21 protein-coding genes are annotated in these 24,416 nt (G+C 67.6%); 8 read left to right on the forward strand and 13 right to left on the reverse strand.

Annotated elements, in window-relative coordinates:
• Positions 1-36: 36 nt before the first annotated feature.
• From phoB to B2G71_RS10685, 8 genes are all read right to left on the reverse strand, one after another.
• Entirely contained in the window at positions 37-723 is a 687-nt protein-coding gene (gene phoB, locus B2G71_RS10650; protein WP_098105737.1) for a phosphate regulon transcriptional regulator PhoB, read from the reverse strand.
• Positions 724-727: 4 nt separating this feature from the next.
• Entirely contained in the window at positions 728-1,414 is a 687-nt protein-coding gene (gene phoU, locus B2G71_RS10655; protein ID WP_098105738.1) for a phosphate signaling complex protein PhoU, read from the reverse strand.
• A gap of 13 nt (positions 1,415-1,427) precedes the next feature.
• Entirely contained in the window at positions 1,428-2,192 is a 765-nt protein-coding gene (gene pstB, locus B2G71_RS10660) for a phosphate ABC transporter ATP-binding protein PstB (protein WP_098105739.1), read from the reverse strand.
• Between the two features lie 5 nt (positions 2,193-2,197).
• Positions 2,198-3,082, reverse strand: coding sequence for a phosphate ABC transporter permease PstA (gene pstA, locus B2G71_RS10665; protein ID WP_098105740.1), 885 nt, complete (start codon positions 3,080-3,082; stop codon positions 2,198-2,200).
• On the reverse strand, positions 3,075-4,448 hold the full coding sequence (gene pstC / locus B2G71_RS10670) for a phosphate ABC transporter permease subunit PstC (RefSeq protein ID WP_098105741.1): 1,374 nt from the start codon (positions 4,446-4,448) through the stop codon (positions 3,075-3,077). Before pstC ends, pstA begins: the two co-directional genes overlap by 8 nt.
• Positions 4,449-4,464: 16 nt before the next feature.
• The gene (locus B2G71_RS10675) at positions 4,465-5,508 is read right to left on the reverse strand and encodes a substrate-binding domain-containing protein (protein WP_098105742.1); all 1,044 of its coding nucleotides are present in this window, start codon (positions 5,506-5,508) and stop codon (positions 4,465-4,467) included.
• A 285-nt stretch (positions 5,509-5,793) separates the two neighbouring features.
• A complete protein-coding gene (locus tag B2G71_RS10680) occupies positions 5,794-7,221 on the reverse strand; it encodes a porin (protein WP_098105743.1) in 1,428 nt (475 codons plus the stop codon).
• A 136-nt stretch (positions 7,222-7,357) separates the two neighbouring features.
• Complete coding sequence (locus B2G71_RS10685) at positions 7,358-8,344, reverse strand: ATP-binding protein (protein ID WP_098105744.1); 987 nt, start codon at positions 8,342-8,344, stop codon at positions 7,358-7,360.
• Positions 8,345-8,572: 228 nt separating this feature from the next.
• Between B2G71_RS10685 and zwf the strand changes: the two genes are divergently transcribed.
• The 7 genes from zwf to B2G71_RS10720 all read left to right on the forward strand — a co-directional run bounded on the left by zwf (position 8,573) and on the right by B2G71_RS10720 (position 17,977).
• A complete protein-coding gene (zwf, locus tag B2G71_RS10690) occupies positions 8,573-10,015 on the forward strand; it encodes a glucose-6-phosphate dehydrogenase (RefSeq protein ID WP_098105745.1) in 1,443 nt (480 codons plus the stop codon).
• Positions 10,016-10,081: 66 nt separating this feature from the next.
• Positions 10,082-11,911, forward strand: coding sequence for a phosphogluconate dehydratase (gene edd / locus B2G71_RS10695; protein WP_098105746.1), 1,830 nt, complete (start codon positions 10,082-10,084; stop codon positions 11,909-11,911).
• A 4-nt stretch (positions 11,912-11,915) separates the two neighbouring features.
• The gene (gene glk, locus B2G71_RS10700) at positions 11,916-12,887 is read left to right on the forward strand and encodes a glucokinase (protein WP_098105747.1); all 972 of its coding nucleotides are present in this window, start codon (positions 11,916-11,918) and stop codon (positions 12,885-12,887) included.
• Entirely contained in the window at positions 12,884-13,510 is a 627-nt protein-coding gene (eda, locus tag B2G71_RS10705; protein WP_098105748.1) for a bifunctional 4-hydroxy-2-oxoglutarate aldolase/2-dehydro-3-deoxy-phosphogluconate aldolase, read from the forward strand. Before glk ends, eda begins: the two co-directional genes overlap by 4 nt.
• The gene (locus B2G71_RS10710) at positions 13,507-16,278 is read left to right on the forward strand and encodes a phosphoenolpyruvate carboxylase (protein WP_098105749.1); all 2,772 of its coding nucleotides are present in this window, start codon (positions 13,507-13,509) and stop codon (positions 16,276-16,278) included. Before eda ends, B2G71_RS10710 begins: the two co-directional genes overlap by 4 nt.
• Positions 16,279-16,330: 52 nt before the next feature.
• Positions 16,331-17,152 (forward strand): protein phosphatase 2C domain-containing protein, encoded by an 822-nt coding sequence (locus B2G71_RS10715; RefSeq protein ID WP_168176332.1) that lies wholly within the window; start codon positions 16,331-16,333, stop codon positions 17,150-17,152.
• 144 nt (positions 17,153-17,296) lie between these two features.
• Entirely contained in the window at positions 17,297-17,977 is a 681-nt protein-coding gene (locus B2G71_RS10720; RefSeq protein WP_098105751.1) for a L,D-transpeptidase family protein, read from the forward strand.
• A 160-nt stretch (positions 17,978-18,137) separates the two neighbouring features.
• Here the strand turns inward: B2G71_RS10720 and tilS are convergent, their stop codons facing one another.
• From tilS to B2G71_RS10745, 5 genes are all read right to left on the reverse strand, one after another.
• Positions 18,138-19,151, reverse strand: coding sequence for a tRNA lysidine(34) synthetase TilS (tilS, locus tag B2G71_RS10725; RefSeq protein ID WP_098105752.1), 1,014 nt, complete (start codon positions 19,149-19,151; stop codon positions 18,138-18,140).
• On the reverse strand, positions 19,129-20,064 hold the full coding sequence (locus B2G71_RS10730) for a hypothetical protein (RefSeq protein ID WP_240530105.1): 936 nt from the start codon (positions 20,062-20,064) through the stop codon (positions 19,129-19,131). The genes tilS and B2G71_RS10730 overlap by 23 nt, the downstream gene beginning before the upstream one ends.
• A 121-nt stretch (positions 20,065-20,185) precedes the next feature.
• On the reverse strand, positions 20,186-21,211 hold the full coding sequence (locus B2G71_RS10735) for a helix-turn-helix domain-containing protein (RefSeq protein ID WP_168176333.1): 1,026 nt from the start codon (positions 21,209-21,211) through the stop codon (positions 20,186-20,188).
• Positions 21,212-21,397: 186 nt separating this feature from the next.
• Positions 21,398-23,674 carry a phosphoenolpyruvate--protein phosphotransferase gene (gene ptsP, locus B2G71_RS10740; RefSeq protein WP_098105754.1) on the reverse strand — a complete coding sequence of 759 codons (2,277 nt, stop codon included), beginning with the start codon at positions 23,672-23,674 and terminating at the stop codon, positions 21,398-21,400.
• Positions 23,675-23,756: 82 nt separating this feature from the next.
• Positions 23,757-23,912, reverse strand: coding sequence for a DUF465 domain-containing protein (locus tag B2G71_RS10745; RefSeq protein WP_098105755.1), 156 nt, complete (start codon positions 23,910-23,912; stop codon positions 23,757-23,759).
• A 194-nt stretch (positions 23,913-24,106) separates the two neighbouring features.
• On the opposite strand from B2G71_RS10745, the gene B2G71_RS10750 reads away from it, so the two are divergent.
• Positions 24,107-24,304: a DUF465 domain-containing protein gene (locus B2G71_RS10750; RefSeq protein WP_098105756.1), complete on the forward strand. Its 198-nt coding sequence runs from the start codon at positions 24,107-24,109 to the stop codon at positions 24,302-24,304.
• Positions 24,305-24,416: the final 112 nt, after the last annotated feature.

Genomic DNA, 24,416 nt, shown 5'->3' on the forward strand with positions numbered 1-24,416 from the left:
CTAGGCGCTAATTCCCGGCCGCGAAAGCCGAGCGGATCAGTTCGCGTCCATCGAATAGCCCGCGGCGCGGACGGTACGGATCGGATCGGCATCGCCGGTACGATTGATCGCCTTGCGCAGACGGCGGATGTGCACATCGACGGTGCGTTCGTCGATGTCCGAATCCATGCCCCAGACGCCATCGAGGATCTGCTGGCGCGAGAGCACGCGGTTCGGCCGCTCCATGAAATAGCGCAGCATCTTGAATTCGGTCGGGCCGAGATGGAGCGCCTCGCCGCTGCGGCGGACGCGGTGCGAGGTGGGATCGAGCTCGATGTCGGCGAACTGGAGGTTGTCGCCCGTCAGCGCCGGACGGCTGCGGCGCAGCAGCGCCTCGATCCGCGCCATCAGCTCGCGCGGGCTGAACGGCTTGGTGACGTAGTCGTCCGCGCCGGTCTTGAGGCCGCGGATGCGATCCTCCTCCTCGCCGCGCGCGGTGAGCATCACGATCGGGATGCGCGCGGTTTCCTTGTCCTTGCGGATCTGGCGGCACACTTCGATGCCGGGAACCTGCTCGATCATCCAGTCGAGGATGATCGCGTCGGGCGCCTGTTCGCGGACCATGACGAGGGCTTCCTCGCCGTCGCCGGTGCTGCGCACTTCATAGCCCTCGGCCGAGAGGTTCCACGAAAGCAGATCACAAAGCGCGGTGTCGTCCTCGACGACCAGAACACTGGGATTCATAAGCCTATGATTCCTTCTCGTCCTTAGCGTCGCGCTCGGAGCAATACTCCCCGGTCGCGGCGTAATAGACCATTTCAGCGACATTGGTGGCGTGATCGCCGATCCGCTCGAGATTGCGGGCGATGAACAGGAGCTGCGCCGCGCTGCTGATCGTGGCGGGGCTTTCCATCATGTGCGTGAGCAGCGAGCGGAACAGGGTGTTGTAGAACTGGTCGAGCTTCTCGTCGCGGCGGATCACCTCGACCGCGAGCATCGCGTCGCGCGAGCCATAGGCGTTGAGCACGTCGTGAACCATGCCCTGCGCGATCTCGGCCATGGCCGGAATCAGCGTGATCGGCTCGATCTTGGACTTGCCCTCGACCTCGATCACGCGCTTGGCGATGTTCTTGGCATAGTCGCCGATACGCTCGATCACGCCCGAGATCTTGAGCGCGGCGATCACGTCGCGCAGGTCGTCGGCCATGGGAGCCCTGAGCGCGATCGTGCGCACCGCGAGGCGATCGACTTCGGCCTCGAGCACGTCGAGCTTGGCGTCGTTGGCCACGACCTTGCGCGCCAGTTCGTCGTCGTGACGCGAGAGCGCCTCGATGCAGTCGCGGATCGCGACTTCGGCGAGCCCGCCCATCTCGGCGATCAGCCCGCGTAGCTGGCTGATTTCGCTGTCGAAGGATTTTACCGTGTGCTCGACCATCCGCATTCCTTCCTCAGCCATACCGGCCGGTGATGTAATCCTTCGTGCGGGTCTCACGAGGATTCTGGAAGACCTGTTCGGTCTCGCCGTATTCTATCAGGTTTCCCAGGTGGAAGAAGGCGGTCCGCTGCGAGACGCGCGCGGCCTGCTGCATCGAGTGGGTAACGATGACGATCGCGTATCGGTCCTTGAGTTCCTCGATCAGTTCCTCGATGCGCGCCGTCGCGATCGGATCGAGCGCCGAGCACGGCTCGTCCATGAGGATCACTTCGGGGCTCACCGCGATGGCGCGGGCGATGCACAGCCGCTGCTGCTGGCCGCCGGACAGCGCGGTGCCCGCATCGGTCAGGCGGTCCTTGACCTCTTCCCACAGCCCGGCGCGGGTCAGCGCCTTCTCGATGATCTCGTCCATCTCGCCCTTGCCCTGCGCAAGGCCGTGAATGCGCGGTCCGTAGGCGATGTTCTCGTAGATCGACTTGGGGAAGGGATTGGGCTTCTGGAAGACCATGCCGACGCGTGCGCGCAGCGCGACAGGGTCCATGCCGCCGGCGTAGATGTCCTCTCCGTCGAGCTTGATCTCGCCCGTCACGCGCGCCGCGGCGATGGTGTCGTTCATCCGGTTGAGCGAGCGCAGGAAGGTCGACTTGCCGCAGCCCGAGGGGCCGATGAAGGCTGTGACGATGCCGTTGTCGATATCGATCGAGACGTCGTCGATCGCCTTCTTGTCGCCGTACCAGACATCGACATGGCGAGCGGTCATTTTGGTGGTCTGGGTCATCAATCCTACCAGCGGACTTCGAACTTGTTGCGCAGATATATGGCGAGCGCGTTCATCGCCAGCAGGAACACCAGCAGGACGATGATCGCCGCCGAGGTGTTGACCACGAAGCCCTTGTCGATTTCGTCCGACCACAGGAAGATCTGCATCGGCAGCACGCTCGACGGGTCGGTGAGGCCATCGGGCGGGCTGGCGACGAAGGCGCGCATGCCGATCATGAGGAGCGGCGCGGTCTCGCCCAGCGCGCGGGCCATGCCGATGATCGTGCCGGTGAGGATGCCGGGCAGCGCCAGCGGCAGGACATGGTGGAACACGGTCTGCACCTCACTCGCCCCCACGGCGAGCGCGGCGTCGCGGATCGAGGGCGGCACCGCCTTGATCGCGTTGCGGCCCGAGATGACGATCACCGGCATCGTCATCAGCGCCAGCGTCAGGCCGCCGACAAGCGGCGCCGAGCGCGGAAGCTGGAAGGTGTTGATGAAGACCGCGAGGCCAAGCAGGCCGAAGATGATCGAAGGCACCGCCGCGAGATTGTTGATCGAGACCTCGACCCACTCGATCCAGCGCGTGCGCGGCGCGAACTCCTCGAGGTAGATCGCCGCGAGCACGCCGAGCGGGAACGAAATCGCCAGCGTCACCAGCATGGTCAGCAGCGAACCCTTGGTCGCACCCCACACGCCCGCGAGCGCGGGATCGGTCGAATCCGATCCGGTCAGGAACTGCCAGCTTATGCCGGAAAGCCCATTGCGGAGCATGATGAACAAGAGCAGCGCAAGGAACGCGAGGCTGAGCACAATCGCGCCGAGGCCAAGCAGGCGGAACCGGCGCTCCGCCGCGTGGCGCCTGGCGAGGCGTTTACCGAACGCTTCGGACTGGAAAGTACTACTCATAAGCTTCGCGGAACCGCTTCACCACGCGCAGCGCGATGATGTTGAGGATCAGGGTGACGATGAAGAGCACGAGGCCGAGCGCGAAAGCCGACAGCGTCTTGGGACTGTCGAATTCCTGGTCGCCGGTGAGCATCTGCACGATCTGATAGGTCACCGTCGTCATCGAGGCGAGCGGATCGGCGGTGAGCCGCGCGGTCGCGCCGGCGGCCATGACCACGATCATCGTCTCGCCGATCGCGCGGCTGACCGCGAGCATGACCCCCGCGACGATGCCGGGCAGCGCCGCGGGCAGAACGACCTTCTTGATCGTCTCCGAGCGCGTCGCGCCCATCGCCAGCGAGCCGTCGCTCATCGCGCGCGGCACCGCCGCGATCGAATCGTCGGCCATCGAAGAAACGAACGGGATGATCATCACCCCCATCACGAGCCCGGCGGCCAGCGCGCTCTCGGTCGAGGGATTGGAGTAGCCGAGCGAGGCGGCGAGATCGCGGATCGCGGGCGCGATCGAGAGCGCCGCGAAGTAACCGTAGACCACCGTCGGAACGCCCGCGAGGATTTCGAGCGCGGGCTTGGTCCAGCGACGCACGCGCGCGTCGGCGTATTGGGTGAGGTAGATCGCGCTCATCAGGCCGAGCGGAATGGCGACGATCATCGCGATGATCGCGCCGATGTAGATCGTGCCCCAGAACAGCGGGACGGCGCCGAAGTTCTCGTCAATGTCCGCGCCCATCGCATTGCCGGGCGACCAGTGCGTGCCGGTGAGGAAGGCCCATGGGGAGACGTCGCGGAAGAACAGGCTCGTCTCGAAGACCAGCGAGGCGATGATACCGAAGGTGGTGATGATCGCGATCAGCGAGGCCGCGAGCAGAAGCAGCATCACCGCGCGCTCCACCCGGGTCCGCGCGGGAAATTCCGGCTTGATCCGCGTATAGCCGTAAGCCCCCCCGGCGAAGGCGAAAACCGCGACCACGAGCAGGCCGAGCAGCGCATAGCGGGTCTGCGCCGCGCGCATAGGCTCGGCGAGTTCCTGCGCCAGCGGGTTGAAAGCCACCATCGTCGGGTCATTCGCGATCGAGCGCGTCTCGGCAAGGATCGCGGCGCGCTCCATGTCGGAGGCGGGCAGTTGCGCGGCGGCGGGATCGGCCATGACCGCCTCGTTCACCAGCCCCGGCGAGACCGAGGACCAGATCGCGAAGCCGAGCAGCGCCGGAATCACGATCCACAACGCAAGGTGCAGCCCGTGATAGTTCGCCGTGGCCCGCATCGAGCCACGGCCGCTGTAAAGCAGGCGCGCCTTGGCCCTGGCGGTGAACCATCCGGTCACGCCCAGGGCCGCGATGGCCGCAAGAACGACGGCAAGCATCATCGGTGGCGTCGCGGCCTCACTTCAGCTCGGCGGGATCGAGCAACGTCATGTTGGCGACGACCTCGGCGTTCTTCTTGCGGACGTCCTCGGGCGCGATCACCATGCCCTTGGCCTTGAGATAGCCGTCCGGCCCCCAGGCGCTGACCCATTCCTTGACGTAGTCGCCAAGCCCCTTGATCGGCGCGAGGTGCTGCTTCTTGACGTAGATGTAGAGCGGCCGCGCACCGGGATAGCTGAAATCGGAGATAGAGGCGTACGTGGGCTCGACCCCTGACATCGGGATGCCCTTGAGCGAATCCGGATTCTCCTCGAGGAACGAGAAGCCGAACACGCCGATCGCCTTCGGATTCTGCGAGATCTTCTGGACGATCAGGTTGTCGTTCTCGCCGGCATCGACATAGGCGCCGTCCTCGCGGATCTGGTGGCAGACGGCCTCGTACTTGTCGGCATCGCTGTCCTTGAGCGCGGCGGTCGCGGCGTCGGTCTTGCAGCCGGCCTCGAGGATGAGTTCCTTGAGCGCGTCGCGCGTGCCCGAGGTCGACGGCGGGCCGTAAACGAGGATCGGCATGTCGGGCAGCGCCGGATTCACGTCCTTCCACGTCTTGGCCGTATTGGGCTCACCGAAGGGATTGGCCGCGAGCGCCTTGTAGATGTCGGCAGGCGTGAGTTCCATGCCCGGACCCGACTTCGCTTCTGCGAAGGCAATGCCGTCGATGCCGACCTGAACCTCGACGATCTCGGTCACGCCGTTCTTCTGGCAGTCCTCGTACTCGGATTTCTTCATCCGGCGCGAGGCGTCCTCGACATCGGGATGCTGCGCGCCGACGCCGGCGCAGAACAGCTTCATGCCCGCGCCCGTACCGGTCGATTCGATCACCGGGCTCTTCTGGCCGCCCTGCGCGAACTTTTCGGCGACCGCCGTGGCGAAGGGGTAGACCGTCGACGAGCCCACGGCGCGGATATAATCGCGCGCTCCGGAGGCGCCGCCCCCGGAGCCGCCGCAAGCGGCAAGGGCTAGCGCCGAGGTGGCGGCGAAAGTGAAATTACGGATGATGCGCATGGAAAACCCCTTGGCCTCATAATCTGCGGCGCTCCTATGGGCCCGTGATGACAGTTCAGTGACAGTTTGATGACTAATTCGCCGGCACCGTCCTATTACGCCTGTTTCGCGTCCGAACTGGCACGTCCTCGCTATCGATACGCCGGGACCGCGAGTGCCGCCGGCCCTTCGTCACGGTCGCGCAATTCCGGCGCGCCGTCGCGAGGGGGCCGTAGCACTGGTCTTGCCGGTTTGAAAGGCGTGTCGCGACCCCCGCGCGTCTCGTCACGCTCGGGAATCCCGTTTCTAGAAGTCGACTTGCGCGCGCACGGCCATGGTATCGACGCCGTAGGACCGGTCGTCGCCCGCCGCCGGATGGACGGCGGCGTCGTACTCGAGGTGGGCATAGCTGAGGAACAGCTTGGTATAGTCCGTCTGCGACCACGCGAGCGCCAGTTGGTAGCTCTTCTGACGGCCGCCGATGATGCCTTCGTCGCTGAGGTCGAGATAATCGTAGCGCGCGCTCACCTGGACGGCGCCGATCCCGCCTTCGCCAAAGGGCCGCGCGGGCTTCACCCGACCGAACATGCCGTGCTTGTACGCGCGGCTGTCGCCTTCCGTCAGGAAATAGCCGACCTGGACATAACCGCCGAAGAACGTCGGGTCGGCGAGGCCCGGTCGCGAGACCGACTGCCAGAACGCCTCGCCCGAGACATCGAGGCGCCCGGCGATCACCGCGGATTCGAGCCCGAGCCCAGTCTCGCCGCTGGCGGCGATGAGACCGGTATCGATGAACCGCTCGTCCGTGCCGTGCAGGAATGGGCGCTGGCGGTAGCGGACGGAAGCGCCGTCCCCATTGAGGTCGGTGCGATGGAGCGAGGCACCGAGATGAAGCTGCGCCCCGCCCAGCTTCGGCGCATAGACCACGCGCCCGTCGAAGCTGAGATTGCTGTTGGGCAGCGCGGCATAGTTGTCGGTGAAGACGCCGCCCTGCAACAGCAGGTCCCCCGCCTCATAGCTGAGCGAGGCGCCGACCCGCCGCTCGAAGCCGAAGGCGTCGGTAAAGGCGGCACGCTCGGTGAACGGGAGGTAGAGACTGCTGGTGAGTTCCTCGAGCGACTGGAACGGATTCTGGTGGCCGACGGTGACAGTCAGGCCCTTGTCCTCGTACGTGAGGAATGCGTCGGTAATCGCGAGGTCGGACCCGAAGCCCGCCTCGAACTTGTAGCCGAAGCCGCCGGGGATCGTGCCTTCAACCCCGAGACGGGCGCGGCGCACCTCGCTGGAGAAGCCGTCGTCACGGCCGGCGGAATCGGGCGCATCGAAGAATCCGGCATCGAGGTTGACCCGCCCGCGCACCTTGAAGCTCCAGCCGCCCTCGCCCGTGATCACGGGTGCCCCTTTCCAGGCGATGTCGACCGACGGCGCCATCGCCTTTGCCCGCGCCTCGGCGAGGTCGGCAGCCTGGCTGGCGACCGAGTCCGCCATCCCGGCGGCGCTATCTCTTGCCCTGTCGGCCGCCACGCTCGCGGCCTCGGCGCGCGCATTGGCTTCGGCAAGCCTGCTTTCGAGCGAATCGATACGGCTCGCCATCGCCTTCATCTGCGCCCGCAAGTCGGCGAGTTCACGCGCGACGGCGGCGGCGTCGGGCTCGGTGGCCCCCTGCGCGAGCGCCGGAACCGCGCAGCCGCTCGAAACCGACAGGGCCAACGCCGTGATCGCGTATCTGTTCATGATCGTGGCCCCTCCCGGGATTGCTGTTCCGTTGCCGTTTCGCGGCGCCCCTATGACTAAATTGTGACGAACTTATCAAGCGCCCAAACGCCGAAGGCCGAGCGAACGGCGGACAGCGCGGGAACAACCGGCGCCGTCAGTCGCGCCGCAGCGGCAGCATCATCGACGCCGTCGTGCCCGCCCCGGGGCGGCTGGTGATGTCGAACCGGCCGCGATGGCGCTCGACGATGTGCTTGACGATCGAGAGGCCGAGCCCGGTGCCGCCGGCGGCACGGCTGCGGCTGGTGTCGGCGCGGTAGAAGCGCTCGGTCAGGCGCGGCAGGTGCTCGGGCGCGATGCCGTCACCCTCGTCACGCACCGCGATCAGCAGCCAGCCGGTCTCGGTCGCCTCGAGCGAGACCGTCACCGGGCCGCCGGGCCTCCCGTACTTGAGCGCGTTGTCGATCAGGTTGCGCAGCACTTGCGCGAGCTGGCCGCGATCGCCCGCCATCTTCGCGCTCTCGCAATTGGCGACGACGCTAACTTTGGCATCGCCACGAAATTCGCCCGCCGTCTCGCGCGCGAGCTGGACCATCTCGATCGTGTCGGACGGCACCTCGTACTTGCTCGCCTCGATCCGCGAGAGGCTCATCAGGTCGGCCACGAGCGCCTGCATGCGCAGCGCCTCGTGACGGATCGTGTTGAGGAATTTCTCGCGCGTCGCTTCGTCGCCGCCCGCCTTGGGGTTCATCAGCGTCTCGACATAACCCAGCACGGTCGCCAGTGGGGTGCGCAGTTCGTGGCTGGCGTTGGCGACGAAGTCCGCGTGGGCGCGCGCGTTGCTCACCTGGACCGAGAGGTCGTAGAGGCTCACCAGCCGTTCGCCCTTGCCGACCGGCTTGCAGTCGATTTCCCAGACGCTGCCGCCGACCGACAGGCCGGTGATCTTCGCGGTTCCGCCGGCCTCGCTCAGAATGATCCGCACGGCCTCGGGATCGCGGATCGCGATGCGCACGTCCTGGCCGACGATGTGCGATCCGAGCAGGCCCTTGGCGGCGGCATTGGCAAAGCTGACCTGGCCTCGCGAGATCACGAGCGCCGGGGTTTGCAGTTGCTCCAGCAGGTTGACACCATCGACGGCCATGCGCGCTCCTTTATCCGCGCCCGGGCCTTGTGGAAAGGTCCATCCGCGCGGCGCGCGTGCGGATTGGCGAACGCCCCCGCCCCGACTCCGGCCAAGCGCCCCGCGCCGCCGAACCTTCGCGCAATCACCTACTGGCGCTTGCCTTGACCCGAGTGTTATGCTGCACTTGCGAGAGACAGAGACGATCGGGGAGTCAGGCGCTTTGCGCTCCATTGAGCACGACCACGCATGAGTGGTTTCACCGCAGACCGCCTGCTCCTGTTCGGCGCCACGGGCGACTTGTCGAAGCGGATGTTGCTGCCCTCGCTCGCCGCGCTCGACGCCGACGGCCTGCTCGACCCCGCGATCGAGATCATCTGTACCGCCCGCACAGACCTCGACGATCGCGGCTTCCGCAACTTCGCGCGCGAATCGCTCGAGCAGTTCCTGCCCGCCGACCGGCGCGGCGGCATGGCGACCTTCCTCAACCGGCTGAGCTACCAGAGCCTCGACGCTTCGAGCACCGAGGGGTTTGAGGCGCTCGCCAGGAAGGTGGGAACGCCCGAACGGGGCATCGCGATATTCCTTTCCACCGCGCCGAGCCTGTTCGAGCCCACGATCCGCGGCCTCGCGGCCAGCGGCCTTGCCGGCGAAAACGTGCGCATCGGCCTCGAAAAGCCGCTCGGCATCGATCTGGGTTCGAGCTGTGTGATCAACGATGCCGTCGCCACGGCCTTTCCCGAGGACCGGATCTTCCGGATCGACCACTACCTCGGCAAGGAGACGGTCCAGAACCTGCTCGCGCTGCGGTTCGCCAACATCATGTTCGAGCCCTTGTGGAACGCCTCGCACATCCATCACGTGCAGATCACCGTGGCCGAGACGGTCGGCCTCGAATCGCGCGTCGCCTATTACGACGATTCGGGCGCGCTGCGCGACATGGTGCAGAACCACATGCTCCAGCTCCTCGCACTCACCGCGATGGAAGTGCCGGTGCAATACGATTCCACCACGGTGCGCGACGAGAAGGTGAAGGTCCTGCGCTCGCTGCGCCCCGTGCCCACGAGCGACACCGTCACCGGCCAGTACCGCGCCGGCGCCATCGGCGGCGCGGCGGTGCCCGGCTACGACGACGAGCTGGGCAAGGATTCGACGACCGAAACCTTCGTCGCGATCAAGGCGCATATCGACAACTGGCGCTGGAAGGGCGTGCCGTTCTACCTGCGCACAGGCAAGCGCCTGCCGCGCCGCACGACGGAGATCATCGTCCAGTTCCGCGACGTGCCGCACTCGATCTTCTCGGGCCGCAGCGCGCGGCTCCAGCCTAACCGGCTGGTGATCGGCATCCAGCCGTCCGAGAACATCAGCATGTCGGTGATGGCCAAGGTACCGGGGCTCGACCGCGACGGCATCGGCCTGCGCCCCGTCCCGCTCGACATCGCCATGCCCGAAGCCTTTTCCGGGCCGCAGCGGCGCATCGCCTACGAACGCCTCCTGCTCGATCTGATCGAGGGTAACCAGACGCTGTTCGTCCGGCGCGACGAAGTGGAGGCGCAATGGGAATGGATCGACGCCATCCGCGCCGGCTGGGAGGAACAGGGGCAGGAGCCCAAGACTTATACGGCTGGAAGCTGGGGGCCCTCGGCGGCGATCGCGCTGGCCGAGCGTGACGGTGTCACGTGGCACGAGTAGACGAGACCGAATGACGACCGCCGCCTTGCTCGATCCAGTCCGGCGAGCGGTACGGGAGCAAGACCGATGACCGAACTTCATCCTGCCGTGGCGCAAGTGACCGCACGCATCGTCGAGCGTTCGCGCCCGAGCCGATCGCGCTATCTCGAGCTTGTCGCGCGCGAGGAAAGCAAGTTCGCCGACCGGGGATTCCTCTCGTGCTCCAACCTCGCGCACGGCTTCGCCGCGGCGGGCGAGGACAAGGATTCGATCGCGACGCAGCGCGGGCCGAACCTGGCGATCGTCACCGCTTACAACGACATGCTCTCGGCGCATCAGCCTTATGGCCGCTACCCCGAGCAGATGAAGCTCTTCGCGCGCGAGGCCGGCGCGACGGCCCAAGTCGCGGGCGGGGTTCCGGCGATGTGCGACGGAGTGACCCAGGGCTTCGACGGCATGGAGCTGTCGCTGTTCAGCCGCGACACCATCGCGCTGTCGACCGGCATCGCCTTGAGCCACGCGATGTTCGACGGCATGGCCCTGCTCGGCATCTGCGACAAGATCGTGCCCGGGCTCGTGATCGGCGCCTTGCGCTTCGGCCATCTGCCCGCGGTGTTCATCCCCTCCGGCCCGATGCCGAGCGGCATCGCCAACAAGGAAAAGCAGAAGACCCGCCAGCTCTATGCCGAAGGCAAGGTCGGCCGGGACGAACTGCTCGCGAGCGAGAGCGCGAGTTACCACTCGCCCGGCACCTGCACCTTCTACGGCACCGCCAACTCCAACCAGATGATGATGGAGATGATGGGCCTGCATATGCCCGGCGCCGCCTTCGTGCCGCCGAACACGCCCTTGCGCCAGGCGCTCACCCGCTCCGCCGTGCATCGGCTCGCGCGGATCGGCCGCAAGGGCAACGATTTCCGGCCGATGGCCGAAGTCGTCGACGAGAAGGCGATCGTCAACGCCTGCGTCGGCCTGCTTGCGACGGGGGGCTCGACCAACCACGCGATCCACCTGCCGGCCATGGCGCGCGCGGCGGGTATCCTGCTCGACTGGCAGGATCTGGCCGATCTTTCGGCGGCCGTGCCGCTGATCGCGCGGGTCTATCCCAACGGCTCGGGCGACGTGAACCACTTCCACGCGGCGGGCGGCATGGGCTACGTGATCCGCGAACTGCTCGGCGCCGGCCTCGCGCATGCCGACATCATGACCGTCTCCGAAGGCGGCATGGCCGACTACGCGAAGGAACCCAGGCTCGAGGGCGACGCGCTCGCCTGGCACGACCTGCCCGAACAGAGCGGCGATGACACGATGCTCCGCCCGGTCGCCAGGCCCTTCCAGCCCGAAGGCGGGATGCGCCTCGTCGAAGGCAATCTCGGCCGCGCCACCTTCAAGACCAGCGCGGTCGAAGCCGAGCGCTGGACGATCGAGGCGCCCTGCCGCGTCTTCGACACGCAAGAGCAAGTGGCGAAGGCCTTCGCCGCGGGCGAACTCGACCGCGACGTCGTGGTCGTCGTGCGCTTTCAGGGCCCGCGCGCCAACGGCATGCCCGAACTGCACAAGCTGACCCCGCCGCTGGGCGTGCTCCAGGATCGTGGCCACCGCGTGGCGCTCGTCACCGACGGGCGCATGTCGGGCGCCTCGGGCAAGGTCCCCGCCGCGATCCACGTGACGCCGGAGGCGCTGGCCACCGTGGCGGGCGAGTGGGGGCCGCTCGCCTACCTGCGCGACGGTGACGTGGTGCGCCTGTCCGCCGAGGACGGCACGCTGTCGACGAGCGCGGACCTTTCGGGACGCGAGCCCGCCACGCCGCCGCCGGAGGAGATGGGCATGGGCCGCGAGCTATTCGCGATGTTCCGCCTGAACGCGGGCGGCGCGGAACAGGGCGGCTCGGCCATGCTCGAAGTGGCGGGACTGTGATCGCGTGACCAGCCTCGTCGCCCTCGACATCGGAGGAACCCACGCCCGCTTCGCCCACGCGGAGATCGGCGCGGACGGCGCGGTCGCGCTCGACGAGCCGGTGACGCTCAAGACCTCCGACTACGTCAGCCTCAACACCGCCTGGGAGGATTTCGCCCGCAAGTCGAACCGGCCCGTGCCGCGCAACGCCGCGATCGCGATCGCCGGACCGGTGACCGGCGAGACGGTGCGCATGACCAACAACTCCTGGGTTCTGCACACCAGCCGGCTCGACCAGCAGCTCGGGCTCGACAAGGTCACCCTGATCAACGATTTCGGCGCGGTCGCCCATGCCGCCGCCAACGCACCCGCCAGCGATTTCGTCCATCTCGCCGGCCCCGACGCCCCCCTGCCCCAAACCGGCACGATCAGCGTGATCGGCCCCGGCACGGGGCTCGGCGTCGCGCATTTCCATCGCTATCCGGGCGGCTACCACGTCCAGGCGACCGAGGGCGGCCATGTCGACTTCGCGCCGGTCGACCACATCGACGACGCCATCCTCGCACGACTGCGCGCTCGCCATCGCCGCGTCTCGGTCGAACGGATCGTCGCGGGACCCGGCATCGTCGAGATCTACGCGGCGCTCGCGGCGATGGAGAGCCGCCCCGTGCCCGAACTCGGCGACAAGGCGATCTGGCAGGCGGGCATGGACGAGAGCGATCCGATCGCGGTCGCCGCGATCGACCGTTTCTGCATGGCGCTCGGCAGCGTCGCGGGCGACTTCGCGCTGGCACACGGCGCGAGCGCGGTCGTCATCGCGGGCGGCCTCGGCTACCGCATCCGCGAGACACTGGTGCGCTCCGCCTTCGCCGACCGGTTCCGCTTCAAGGGCCGTTACGAGCAGATGATGGCGGGCCTGCCCGTCAAACTGATCACCCATCCGCAACCCGGGCTGTTCGGCGCGGCCGCGGCCTTCGCCAGGGAGCACCTTGCATGAGCGATCTTTCCGCCCCGACCGAAAACATCATGCGCATGGCCCCGGTCATTCCGGTGCTGGTGATCGACGACGTCGCGCATGCCGTCCCCATCGCCCAGGCGCTCGTCGCGGGCGGGTTGCCGGTGCTCGAAGTAACGCTGCGCACCCCCTGCGCACTCGAAGCCATCAGGGAGATGAAGCAGGTGGAGGGGGCGGTCGTCGGTGCCGGCACCGTGCTCAACCCGAAGGACCTCGAGGCGGCGCTCAAGGTGGGCAGCGAGTTCATCGTCTCGCCGGGACTTACCAAGAAGCTTGGCAAGGCGGCGATCGAGGCGAAGGTTCCGCTCCTGCCCGGCACCGCCAATGCCAGCGACATCATGACCGGGCTCGACCTGGGCTTCACCCGCTTCAAGTTCTTTCCCGCGGTGGCATCGGGCGGGATCGCCGCCCTGAAAGCCATCGGCGGACCGTTCGGAGGCGTGAAATTCTGTCCGACCGGGGGCATCAGTCTCGAAACCGCGCCCGACTGGCTCGCGCTCGACGCTGTGATCTGTGTCGGCGGAAGCTGGATCGTGCCCAAGGGGCCGCCGGATACCGCCGGCATCGAAGCCGCCGCCCGCGCCGCCAGGGAGCTTGCCCGATGACCGGTATCGCCGACCTCGACGCCCGCCTCAAGGAACTTCACCAGCGCACCCACGAGACGCCGCTGTTCAACCCCGTGTTCCAGCTCGCGATCGAATTGTCCAAGAAGCTCGAGGCGGGCGAACTGGGCCTCGACGATTTCGAGGGGCTGGTCGCCGAGATGGAGTGCGAGGGCCTGCGCGCCCGGGCCGCCCGGCTCGACCGGATGCTGGCGCCGATGGGCCTCGAAGCCAACGACGAGCGGCTGTGCGAGGCGGCGAGCGAAGACGACTTCACCGCATTCGCGGTGCGCTGGCAGCGCCCCTCGGCGCACGTGGTGTTCACCGCGCACCCGACCTTCCTGCTTACCAAGGCGCAGACCGAGGCGGTGGCGACGTCCGCTTCCTCGGGCGATTTCAGCACCGCGACGGTATGTGTCGCCGATCCGACGCGAGACACTATCACCCTCGAATACGAGCATGACGCGGCGATGCAGGCGATCACGCGCGGGCAGGCGGCGCGCGCGCGCATCACCGCGCGGCTGCTCGATCTCGCCGCCTCGCGCTGGCCCAAGCAGTGGAAGAGCCTGCGCCCGATCCCCGTGCGCTTCGCCACCTGGGTCGGCTACGACATGGACGGGCGCACCGACATCTCGTGGAACACCTCGATCCGCTACCGCCTTCAGGAGAAGGCGCTGCGGCTCAAGAGCTACGCCGAGATGCTCGCCGGGGCCGTGCCCGAAATCGCCGAAAAGCTCGAACGTGCGCACGCGCACACCGCCGAGATGGCCGCGCGCTTCGGCGAGGACCTGTCCGAGCCCGAGGCGCTGTCGGCGGCCGCCAATGCGCTCACCGAAGACCACCCCGACAAGATCGTCAGTCTCGGCCCGATCATGACCGAGCTTGAGGAAGAGGCGCGCCACGCCGACCAGGCCAAGGCCCGCGACATCCTCGTCGTCGTCTCGGCGATGAAGGCCGACGGGCTCGGAATGGGCTGGATCCACTTCCGGGTGAACTCCTCGCAGCTCCAGAACGCGATCCGCCGCCGCATCGACAAGCGCGGCACGCTCAACCTCGCGAGCCAGGCCGCGCTGGTGAAGATGCGCGAAATCCTCGCCGAGGCGAAACCGCTCCGGTCGAACTTCGCCGCGCTGGCGATCGAGAATTCTACAGCGGTGCGCCAGTTCCTCGCGATGGCGCAAATCCTCCACCACATCGATGCAGACTCCCCGATCCGCATGCTCGTCGCCGAATGCGAGCAGCCGACCACGGTGCTCGCCGCGCTCTACTTCGCGCGGCTGTTCGGGATCGAGGACAAGGTCGACGTCTCGCCCTTGTTCGAAACCGAGAGCGCGCTCGAACACGGCGGCCGCTTCCTCGATGCCGTCCTCGCCGAGCCCGCCTACCGCGACTATGCGAGGAAGCGCGGTCGGATCGCGATCCAGACCGGCTTTTCCGACGCGGGGCGCTTCGTCGGCCAGATCCCGGCAAGCCTCGCGATCGAGCGGCTCCAGGGCCGGCTTGCCGAGGCGATGGTGGCGAACGGGCTTACCGACGTTTCCGCGCTGATCTTCAACACCGGCGGCGAATCGATGGGCCGCGGCGCGCATCCCAACAACCTTGCCGACCGCTTCGACTGGCAGATGTCGCCCTGGGCGCGGCGGCGCTTCCTGCGCGCGGGCATCCGGCTCGAACCCGAGGTCAGCTTCCAGGGCGGCGACGGCTACTTGTGGTACGGCTCGCCCGAACTCGCGCTGGCGACGATCACCCGCTTTTGCGAAAAGCCGCTGTGGGGCGCCGATCCCGACGCGCCGGCCGACCCGTTCTATCGCCGCACCGACATCAGCCTCGACTTCTACCGCGCGATCCGCAGCGCGCAGCACGAACATCTGGAAAGCCACACTTACAGCCGCGCGATCACCGCGTTCGGGCTAGGCCTGCTCAACGACACCGGCAGCCGCAAGTCGCGGCGCCAGTCCGATCTCGCCTCCGACCGCACGATGAGCCTGAGGCAGATCCGCGCCATCCCGCACAACGCCATCCTGCAGCAACTCGGCTATCCGGTGAACCTGATCGCGGGCATCGGCACCGCGGCGGAAGGCAACCGCGAGGAAATCGCGGCGCTGCTGCGCGACAGCCCGCGCGGACGCGAACTGATCCGGCTGGTGCGCGCGGCGAACGCGCTGGCCTCGATCAAGACCGTGGCCGCCTTCGGCGAGCTGTTCAACTCGGCCTACTGGGCAAGCCGGCCCTATCGCGGCGACGAGGCGCACATCTCCGATGCCTGCCTGAAGCTGGGCGAATATCTCACCAAGGACGACCGCACCGGCGTGTTTCGCCGCCTCGCTTCGCGCCTCAGGGTCGACGCGCTCAAGCTGCACCGCCTGCTCGAGCTGATTCCCGACGAATCGCCGATGCCCGACCGCGAGCAGACCCGCCGCAGCCTCGGCGCGCTGCAATCGATCCGGCTGGCGCTGTTCAAGTACATGTTCCTGCGCGCGGTAACGATGCCCGCCTTCAGCCGCGCCAACGACATCAGCCGCGACGACGTGCTCGAGATGTTCTTCACCCTGCGTGTAGAAGACGGCCTCGCGCAGCTTCGCCGCGCCTTCCCGATCCATTTCCCGCGCATCGAGGACTTCTCGGTCGAGTGCCCGAGCGACTATCCCGATTCCGGCGCGAGCGGCTACGGCCAGATCCACCAGGACTTCATCGACCCGATCGAGCGCAGCTACAAGCTGGCGTTGCGCATCACCACCGCTATCGCCAACGAATTCGGCGCACACGGATAAAACGGTCCCGTCCGCCATGGTCTCGTCACGCGAAGGTGCCACCGCCCCGGCCATGCATTTCGAACTGGTCCAGTCGATATCGCTCGCCGGCTCGTTCGAGGTCGCGAACGACGATCGCGCCGGGATGACCGCGCGCGCCGCGTGGATCATCGACGGCGCGACCGATCTCGGCGAGCCGGGACTCGTCGGCGCGAGCGGCGGTGCGGAGTGGCTGTCCTGCGTGGCCGATCGCGCCTTCGCCACCTGTGACGACCTGCCTGTCGACGCGATGTGCCGTGCCGCCGCCGCCGAGGCGGTCGCGGCCTACGAACGCGATCGCACGCGCGAGCCGGTGGCGCGCTGGGAACTGCCGCGCGCGGCGCTGTTCGCGGCACGGCTGCACGCCGAGCGGCTCGAGTTCGCCTGGATCGCCGACTGCTGCGCCTATCTCGTCGACGCGCGCGGCGCGGTCCGGCTCGGCCCTCCAGCCGACATCGGCGACGGCGAGGAACGCACCGCGGCCGCATTGGCCGAACACGGCCTGGGCGCGGCGAAACGGCCCGGACCGATCCTCGAGTTTCTGCGCGAGGCCCGCTCGCAGGCGGGACCGGATGGCTTCGGGGTCGAGAACGCAGGGCTCGCGAAGCTCCAGACGGGCTCGGTGGCATGCGCCGCCGGGGCCAGCCTGGTATTGATGACCGACGGCTTCTCGGCGCTGCTCGACCGGTACGACCTCGTCACGCCGGACGAACTCGGCCGGCGGCTCGCCGCCGACGGGCTCGACGGCCTGGTGCGCGAGATGCGCGCCGCCGAGGCGCGGGACGCGCGCTGCGAGCGCTGGCCGCGCTTCAAGGTTTCGGACGACGCCACCGCACTCTGGCTGCGGATCGCCTGACCGTCCGTAGCAATCGCCCGCGTTAACTTTCGAAGGCCGCGAGTCCCCGCGCGGTACACCTTTGGCCGCCCCACTGGCGATTCATTAGGATATGCGCGATATTGTGCGTCAACGCCGTGCCAGAATTTCGGGGAACGTTTCAAAATGAAGGGCCGCATCCTGCTCGCTACCGCCGTCGTCGGTCTCGCCGCGATCGCCGGGGGTCTGCTCGTCGCCAATCCGCCCGCCAAGCCCGAGCCCGCCTCGCTCGCCGCCGCCGAAGTGGCAGAGGCGAAGGTGGCCGCGCCCGATCCGATCGCGGAAAACGGCGTCGCCCAGGCGCCGGCGGTCGAGCCGGAGGAAGCGCCCGCGGTCAGCAACGAATTCACGATCAAGCACATCCTGCCGATCGAAGGCCCGATCAAGTACGGCGAGTGGCACTGGGACGAGAGCGAGGCCCCCGCCGAGGGCCCGATCGTGATCACGGTCGATCTCGACGCGCGCGTGCTCTCGATCTTCCGCAACGGCTACGAGATCGGCGCGGCCGCCGTCCTGCTCGGCACCGAAGACAAGCCGACCCCGCTCGGCGTGTTCCCGATCACGCAGAAAGCGCGGCATCACGTCTCCAATCTCTACGATGCGGAAATGCCCTACATGCAGCGGCTGACCAACGACGGCATCACTCTCCACGGCTCGAAAGTGGAGTGGGGCTATGCGAGTCACGGCTGCATCGGAATGCCCGAACCCTTCGCGGCGAAGGTCTTTGCCCAGACCAAGCTGGGCGACCGGGTGTTCATAACGCGCGGCAAGATGGTCGGCCTGGGCGATTCACTTGTCGATTCCTGAGCCCAAATGCGGCAGAGTGGCTGGGCCGTAACGGTAATCCCGGCCCCCCTGATCGCTCGGGATTTGCTTTCGGTCTTTTGGCCGGAAGGCCGGGGAAGCAATCGAGGGTAAATGAGACGGGCCACCCTCGATTGCTTCACCCGGGTATTTCCTCGACTTTTCAGAGCTTTTTGGAAGCGACTGACTTCGCGGCGCGGCGTTTGGGCGCCGGCATGAAGCTCCAGCCGGACGCATCCGAACGCACGATCAGTCCGCCGATCGAGGCGGGCCTGCCCTCGACGAGCGATTCGACGAGTCGAGCCACCGCGCTTCCTCTCGGCGCATTCCCATCCAGATCGCGTACGATTCTTGCAACCACGCGCAACACGACCGCCTTGGGCGCGCGCGGCCGGTAGCTGACGCCCAGCGCCTCGGTGCGCACGCTCTGCCGGTATTCGAGCTGCGCGGCCCATTCGATGACTTCGTCGGCTTCCGACAGGAACCCGGCGCTCGCCGCGATCGCGGGAACGTCGAGCCAGTCCGCCGCCGCGAGCGCCTTGCGCATCCGCACGCGGTCGAAGCGGTCGTCGAGATTGCTCGGGTCCTGGACGAAAGGCGCGCCCGCCCGCGCCACGACGCCCTCGAGCTCGGAGCGTCGCCAATCGAGCACCGGGCGCAGCAGCGGCAGGCGCGATCCCGGCACGATCCCCCGCGCCCGCGCGCCCGCGAGCCCGGCGACACCGCTCGCCCGGTTGAGCCGCATCAGCAGCGTCTCGGCCTGGTCGTCGGCATGATGCGCGGTCGCTAGCGCGCCCAGCCCGCGCGCCTCGATCCACTCGAGCATCGCCGCGTAGCGCGCGCGCCGCGCTTCGGCCTGAAGATTGCCGCTCGCGACCTCCACCGCGATCGTGCGGTGCGGCACAGCGATCTCCGCGCACAGCGACGCGACCATGGCGGCTTCGGTGGCGGCTTCGGCGCGCAGACCGTGATCTACGGTGACCGCTTCGACGCGTCCCGGCAGTGCCGCCGCCGCGAGCAGGAGCATCGCGGTGCTGTCCGGTCCACCGGACACCGCCAGGCCCAGCTTCGCCGCCTCGTCCGCGCCTTCGGGCCAGAGCGCGGCGAGCCGACCGGCGAAGCGCGTGACCGCCAGCGGATCGCAGGCGGCGCGATCAGCCGCTGCAGTCGAGCCCATTGCGCGTCGCGCCATAAAGGCTGGCCAGGCGGCCCGATGCCTCGGCCGCATAGGTTTCGCTGAATTCGGCGAGGGCGATGCAGGCGCGGCTGGTGTCCTTGAGCTGCTTCATCGCAATGGCGAGGTAGAGCAGGCTATCGGGCGCGCGGTCGCCGCGCTTGTCGGTCTGGTAGTTCTGGAGGAACCACTTGGCCGCCTCGCGCGGGTTGCCGTCATCGAGGTAGGCGCGTCCCAGCAGGTTGCGGCCCCAGCTCGCGCGCGAATGCTTGGGGTACTTGTCGAGGAACATCTTGAGCTGCTGCTGCGCCTCGGGATAGAAGCCCGCGTCCCAGAGCCGGAAGCCGTAGCTGTACTCGTCGTCTCCCGCGTCGTCGGTCTGCGGTTTGACGATCGCGCTCACCGCGGCGACGCGCGAAGCGGGCGCGGCCGCGGGAGGCGCCTCTGTTACCGGCGCGGCCGATGCGCCGCCGGTCATGGCATCGAGATTGGTCTGCGAAGCCGGCGCGGCGGGCGCGGGACTCGTTGGCGCCGCTGGCGTGCTCGCACCGGCAGCGCCGAACCGCGCTTCGAGCTGCGCGATCTTGTTGGCGTTCTGCTCGACCTGGCCGGTGAGCCGCGCCATCTGCGCCTCGATCGCATCCATCCGCGTCAGCATGTCGGTGACGGCAGTGGTCGAAGGCGGCGGGCCCGCGGCTGTGCTCGGTGAGCCGGGCGTGATCTCGGGAGCGAAGAACTTGCCGTCCCCGCCGGGGAAGACCTTGCGCTGCAGCGCCCGCACCTCGGCCTCGACCTTGTTGAGCCGGCTTTCGGTCGACTGGGCCTGCGCGGGCAGCGAAATGCCAGCCAGCCCCAGCGCGGAGACCGACAGAACGATCGAACGCAACGCTGCGGCGCGCGATCCGACTTGCTTCATGACAGGTAATCCCTCGGTTGCGCTCCAAAGTCCCTTCGATGCCGAGGTGAACCGGAACGTCAAATGAACTGCTTCCCCACTGCTGGACCTAGACCGACGCGCGCCGGACTGTCGACCCGCTTCACTCGGAATCGGTGGATACCGGCGGCGACGAAGCTTCGGCGGCGGCCGGAGCGACCTCCAGCGGACGCGTCGGGGCAGCGCTCGGGCTCGCCGCGGTGCCGGTTGGCCCTGGCGTGGAACGCGGCGCCGGCGGGCTCGCGGCGGTGGGCCGCGCCGAGGGTGTCGGTCGCGGTGCCGTGGTCGGGCTCGACGGCGGCGGCGCGGCGGGCGAGGCGGCCCCGGGGGCGGAAGCCGACAGCCGCCGGCGCAGCGAGGCGGCGTCGAGCGGGATGTCCGACACCGTGATCGGGCGCTCGGACAGGCGCGAGAGCGGGCGCCCGTCGATGCTGATCGCCAGCGCGTCGGGCCTTCCGGTACGTAGCAACGGCCCGTTCGCGTCCGGCGGGACGACGTAGGATTCGCCTTCGGACAGCTCCTTCTGGAAGAGCTGCGCGCCCTCGGCGTCTGTCACCTTCAGCCAGACGTTGGGCGCGGCCGCCGTCAGCGTGACGGTGCCGCCGCTCGCGACCGCAGGTGTCGCCACCGGCGCCGCGATCCCGGTCGCGGCGGGAACCGCGGGCTGCGCCTCCTCGTCGGCGATCAGGCTCGGCATTTCCGCCTCGGGACTGAACAGGCTGTCCCAGGCGAAGTACAGCCCGACGAACACCGCGATCGCGGCAATGCCGGCGATCCAGGCGAGCCCGGACGGGGGCACCCGCGCGGGATCGCCCGGCTCGAAGCTGTTGACCGGGCGCGGCTCGTAATCGTCCGGCGCGAGCTGGTTGCGCACGCGCTGGGCGATGTCGTTCTCGTCGAGGCCGACGACCTTGGCATAGGCGCGCGAGAATCCCACCGCGTAGGTCTTGCCGGCGAGATCGCCGAACCGCTCTTCCTCGATCGCCAGCAAATGACGTTCGGCGATGCGCGTGCTCGAGGCGACATCCTCGCGCGACAGGCCCGCCGCGCGGCGGGCCTCGGCTAGAATCGCACCGACACCCGCGCCCGCTGGTTGGGCCCCGGTTTCCGTATCGACCTGATCTTCCATCTTACTCCGCTCGGCGAGATTACGCCCCGAACGTTGCCGTGTCCCGCAAAGACAAGGCGTTCCGTCCGGCAATGTCAATCGCGCACTAACAAAGGTCGCAGGTTCGCGCGACAGGCACATTGCCTCGCGCGATAAATTTTCGGTGAAACGGCCCCGCGAGGCGTAAGGCCCCTTTCCGCTGCCGGCTCAGTCGAGCTGAAGCCCGCGCTTTGCCGCCCAGTCGATCAACGCGACCCGCAAGTCGGGCGGAGGTTCGGCCAGCCAACCCTGCATCGCCGAGCGGATCTCGGACACGTCGATCTTGCGCACGAGTTCCTTGATCGGCCCGACCGAGGCCGGCGTGATCGACAAGCGGCCGAAACCCACGCCGAGCAGCGCGAGCGCCTCGAGCTGCCGCCCGCCCATCTCGCCGCAGACGGTGAGATCGACGGACTTGCCCTCGAGCGATGTGACGATCCGGCGCAGGAAGCGCATGATCGACGTGCTCAGCCAGTCGTACCGCGCGGCGAGTTTGGGGTTCGACCGGTCCGCGGCGAACAGGAACTGCGTGAGATCGTTGGTCCCGATCGAGAGAAACGAGATCCGCGAGGCCATGGCATCGAGCTGTTCGGCGAGCGCGGGCACCTCGAGCATGGCGCCGTAGCGGATGGTCTCGGGCACCATCTTCTTCTTCTGACGCAGAAATGCGAGCTGACCGTCGAACACCGCCTTCGCCGCGTCGAACTCCCAGGGCTCGCAGACCATCGGAAACATGACATTGAGCGTCCGGCCCGCCGCCGCTTCGAGCAACGCGCGCGCCTGCGCCTTGAGCAGGCCGTCACGTTCCAGCGCGACGCGCAGCGCGCGCCAGCCCATCGACGGGTTCTCTTCCGCCTCGCCGTCGTCATGACGCAGATAGGGCAGCGTCTTGTCGCCGCCGATGTCGACCGTGCGGAACAGCACCGGCTTGTCGCCCGCCGCCTCCATGACATCACGGTAGAGCCGCGTCTGACGCTCGCGCGCGGGGAGCGTCGCCGAGACGAGAAACTGGAACTCGGTGCGGAACAGGCCGATACCGTCGGCCCCGGTCATGGCAATGTTGGCGACATCGTCGCGCAGCCCGGCGTTGATCATCACCGCGATCCGCTGGCCATCGCGGCTTACCGGTTCGAGATCGCGCAGCGCCGCATAGGCCGCCTGGCGCTCACGATTGCGCGCGAATCGCGCTTCGAAAGCCTCGACCAGCCCCGGCGAGGGCCGCGCTGCGACCGTCGCCTGCTCGGCATCGAGCAGCAGCGGATCGCCCTCGCGCACGAAGCCGCGCAGCCCGCGCACGCGCCCCAGCACCGGAATGCCCATCGCGCGAGCGACGATGACGACGTGGCTGGTGAGCGAGCCTTCCTCGAGAATCACGCCCTTCAGCCGCCGCCGATCGTATTCGAGCAGTTCGGCCGGGCCGAGGTTGCGCGCGATCAGGATCGCGTCTCGCTTGAGCCCGAGTTGCGCCGCGGTGCCGATCTGGCCGGAGACGATCCGCAGCAGGCGGTTCGACAAGTCTTCCAGATCGTGCATCCGGTCGGCGAGCAGGGGGTCGTCGATCTGGCGCATGCGCATGCGGGTGCGCTGCTGCACGCGCTCGATCGCCGCCTCGGCGGTAAGGCCCGAATCGATCGCCTCGTTGATCCGGCGCGTCCAGCCCTCGTCGTAGGCGAACATCTTGTAGGTCTCGAGCACTTCCTCGTGCTCGCCGCCGACGCCGAACTCTGCCTGGCTGGCCATGCGGTCGATCTGCTCGCGCATGCGCTCGAACGCCATGATCACGCGCTGGCGCTCGGCCTCGGTGTTCTCGGCCACGACGTGCTCGATGGTGACGCGCGGCTGGTGGAACACGGCGACACCCGCGGCCAGCCCCTTGACCAGCGTCAGCCCGTGAAGCTGTTCGGGGCCGGTCTGGCCCGCCGACGGGCCATGCGAGACGTCCTCGTCGATCAGGTCGGCATTGACGATCAGCTCGGACAGCACCATCGCGACGGTCTGAAGCGCCTCGATCTCGATTTCCTCGTAGCGCCGGGGATCGACGTGCTGCACCGAGAGCACGCCCACGGCACGCTCGCGCCGCACGATCGGGACCCCGGCGAACGAGTGAAACTTTTCCTCGCCCGTTTCCGGCCGGTACATGAAGTCCGGATGCGCGGTCGCCTCGGCGAGATTGAGCGTCTCTATGTTGTCGGCGATCGTGCCGACGAGCCCCTCCCCCACGGCCATGCGGGTGACGTGAACCGCCTCCTGCGCAAGACCGCGGGTCGCGAAGAGTTCGAGCATTCCCTCACGCAGGAGATAGATCGAGCAGACCTCGCTATCGAGGCATTCGCCGATCACCTCCACCACGTTGTTCAGCTTCGCCTGCGCATGGCTGCGCGAGGCCATAACCTCGTGGAGGCGGGTGAGAATGTTTCGTGCTGCTTCGACGGCTCCGGCGCTCATGCCTTTGCAAGTAACGCAATCCTAGGCGTTTGGGAACGCGATGGCGCCGTCGAATGCACTCATATCGCGAAAAGGTGCGAAGTTAGTATCGGGAAAGCTCTTCCTTGAGCCTTAGCTTTCGCTTCTTGAGGCTCTGGATCGTCGCTGCGTCAGGCATTGGGCGCCCCAACTCTTCGTGAAGCTGCCGTTCGAGGCCGGCGTGCTTGAGCTGTAGAGCGCTGACGTGCGAAGTGTCCATCAATGGTCCTCCTTTTTTCTTCGGGCCGGGCCCCCGGTTGCCGACTCGCTTCCAGGCGTGTCCGGCCGATTGTCATGGAACCACAATCGGCCTATCTTGCGAAGGGCATAATCACCCCATATCGGTGAATCGCGGCCTGACCGCGCCGAACCGGCCCCCTGATCCGCCAACAGGAAACGAGGACGACCCCCCGCGTGACCGAAGAGGAAATGCGCAAACGTCTCGAGATCCTGCGGATCGAGCATCGTGACCTCGACGCGGCGATCGCCGCGCTCAATGCGGCGGGGGCGAACGACCAGCTCCAGATCGCGCGGCTCAAGAAGCGCAAGCTTCGGCTAAAGGACCAGATCATGATGATCGAGGATCATTTGATCCCGGATATCATCGCCTGATCAAGCACTTAGGTCTTTTTTCTGACCTGAACGCCAAATTAACTCGTGCCTGTCCCCCTTTCGGACAGTCTCGTTTCGGTCGCGGAAAAGGCAAGCCGCGCGGTTGCTTGAC

The organism is Novosphingobium sp. PC22D (assembly GCF_002556635.1).
GTDB lineage: Bacteria > Pseudomonadota > Alphaproteobacteria > Sphingomonadales > Sphingomonadaceae > Novosphingobium.

What these genes read in the sequence shown, in the direction of transcription:
- phoB (WP_098105737.1), bottom strand. Translation starts at nt 723, where the DNA reads ATGAATCCCAGTGTTCTGGTCGTCGAGGACGACACCGCGCTTTGTGAT.
- phoU (WP_098105738.1), bottom strand. Translation starts at nt 1,414, where the DNA reads ATGGTCGAGCACACGGTAAAATCCTTCGACAGCGAAATCAGCCAGCTA.
- pstB (WP_098105739.1), bottom strand. Translation starts at nt 2,192, where the DNA reads ATGACCCAGACCACCAAAATGACCGCTCGCCATGTCGATGTCTGGTAC.
- pstA (WP_098105740.1), bottom strand. Translation starts at nt 3,082, where the DNA reads ATGAGTAGTACTTTCCAGTCCGAAGCGTTCGGTAAACGCCTCGCCAGG.
- pstC (WP_098105741.1), bottom strand. Translation starts at nt 4,448, where the DNA reads ATGATGCTTGCCGTCGTTCTTGCGGCCATCGCGGCCCTGGGCGTGACC.
- B2G71_RS10675 (WP_098105742.1), bottom strand. Translation starts at nt 5,508, where the DNA reads ATGCGCATCATCCGTAATTTCACTTTCGCCGCCACCTCGGCGCTAGCC.
- B2G71_RS10680 (WP_098105743.1), bottom strand. Translation starts at nt 7,221, where the DNA reads ATGAACAGATACGCGATCACGGCGTTGGCCCTGTCGGTTTCGAGCGGC.
- B2G71_RS10685 (WP_098105744.1), bottom strand. Translation starts at nt 8,344, where the DNA reads ATGGCCGTCGATGGTGTCAACCTGCTGGAGCAACTGCAAACCCCGGCG.
- zwf (WP_098105745.1), top strand. Translation starts at nt 8,573, where the DNA reads ATGAGTGGTTTCACCGCAGACCGCCTGCTCCTGTTCGGCGCCACGGGC.
- edd (WP_098105746.1), top strand. Translation starts at nt 10,082, where the DNA reads ATGACCGAACTTCATCCTGCCGTGGCGCAAGTGACCGCACGCATCGTC.
- eda (WP_098105748.1), top strand. Translation starts at nt 12,884, where the DNA reads ATGAGCGATCTTTCCGCCCCGACCGAAAACATCATGCGCATGGCCCCG.
- B2G71_RS10710 (WP_098105749.1), top strand. Translation starts at nt 13,507, where the DNA reads ATGACCGGTATCGCCGACCTCGACGCCCGCCTCAAGGAACTTCACCAG.
- B2G71_RS10715 (WP_168176332.1), top strand. Translation starts at nt 16,331, where the DNA reads ATGCATTTCGAACTGGTCCAGTCGATATCGCTCGCCGGCTCGTTCGAG.
- B2G71_RS10720 (WP_098105751.1), top strand. Translation starts at nt 17,297, where the DNA reads ATGAAGGGCCGCATCCTGCTCGCTACCGCCGTCGTCGGTCTCGCCGCG.
- tilS (WP_098105752.1), bottom strand. Translation starts at nt 19,151, where the DNA reads ATGGGCTCGACTGCAGCGGCTGATCGCGCCGCCTGCGATCCGCTGGCG.
- B2G71_RS10730 (WP_240530105.1), bottom strand. Translation starts at nt 20,064, where the DNA reads ATGAAGCAAGTCGGATCGCGCGCCGCAGCGTTGCGTTCGATCGTTCTG.
- B2G71_RS10735 (WP_168176333.1), bottom strand. Translation starts at nt 21,211, where the DNA reads ATGGAAGATCAGGTCGATACGGAAACCGGGGCCCAACCAGCGGGCGCG.
- ptsP (WP_098105754.1), bottom strand. Translation starts at nt 23,674, where the DNA reads ATGAGCGCCGGAGCCGTCGAAGCAGCACGAAACATTCTCACCCGCCTC.
- B2G71_RS10745 (WP_098105755.1), bottom strand. Translation starts at nt 23,912, where the DNA reads ATGGACACTTCGCACGTCAGCGCTCTACAGCTCAAGCACGCCGGCCTC.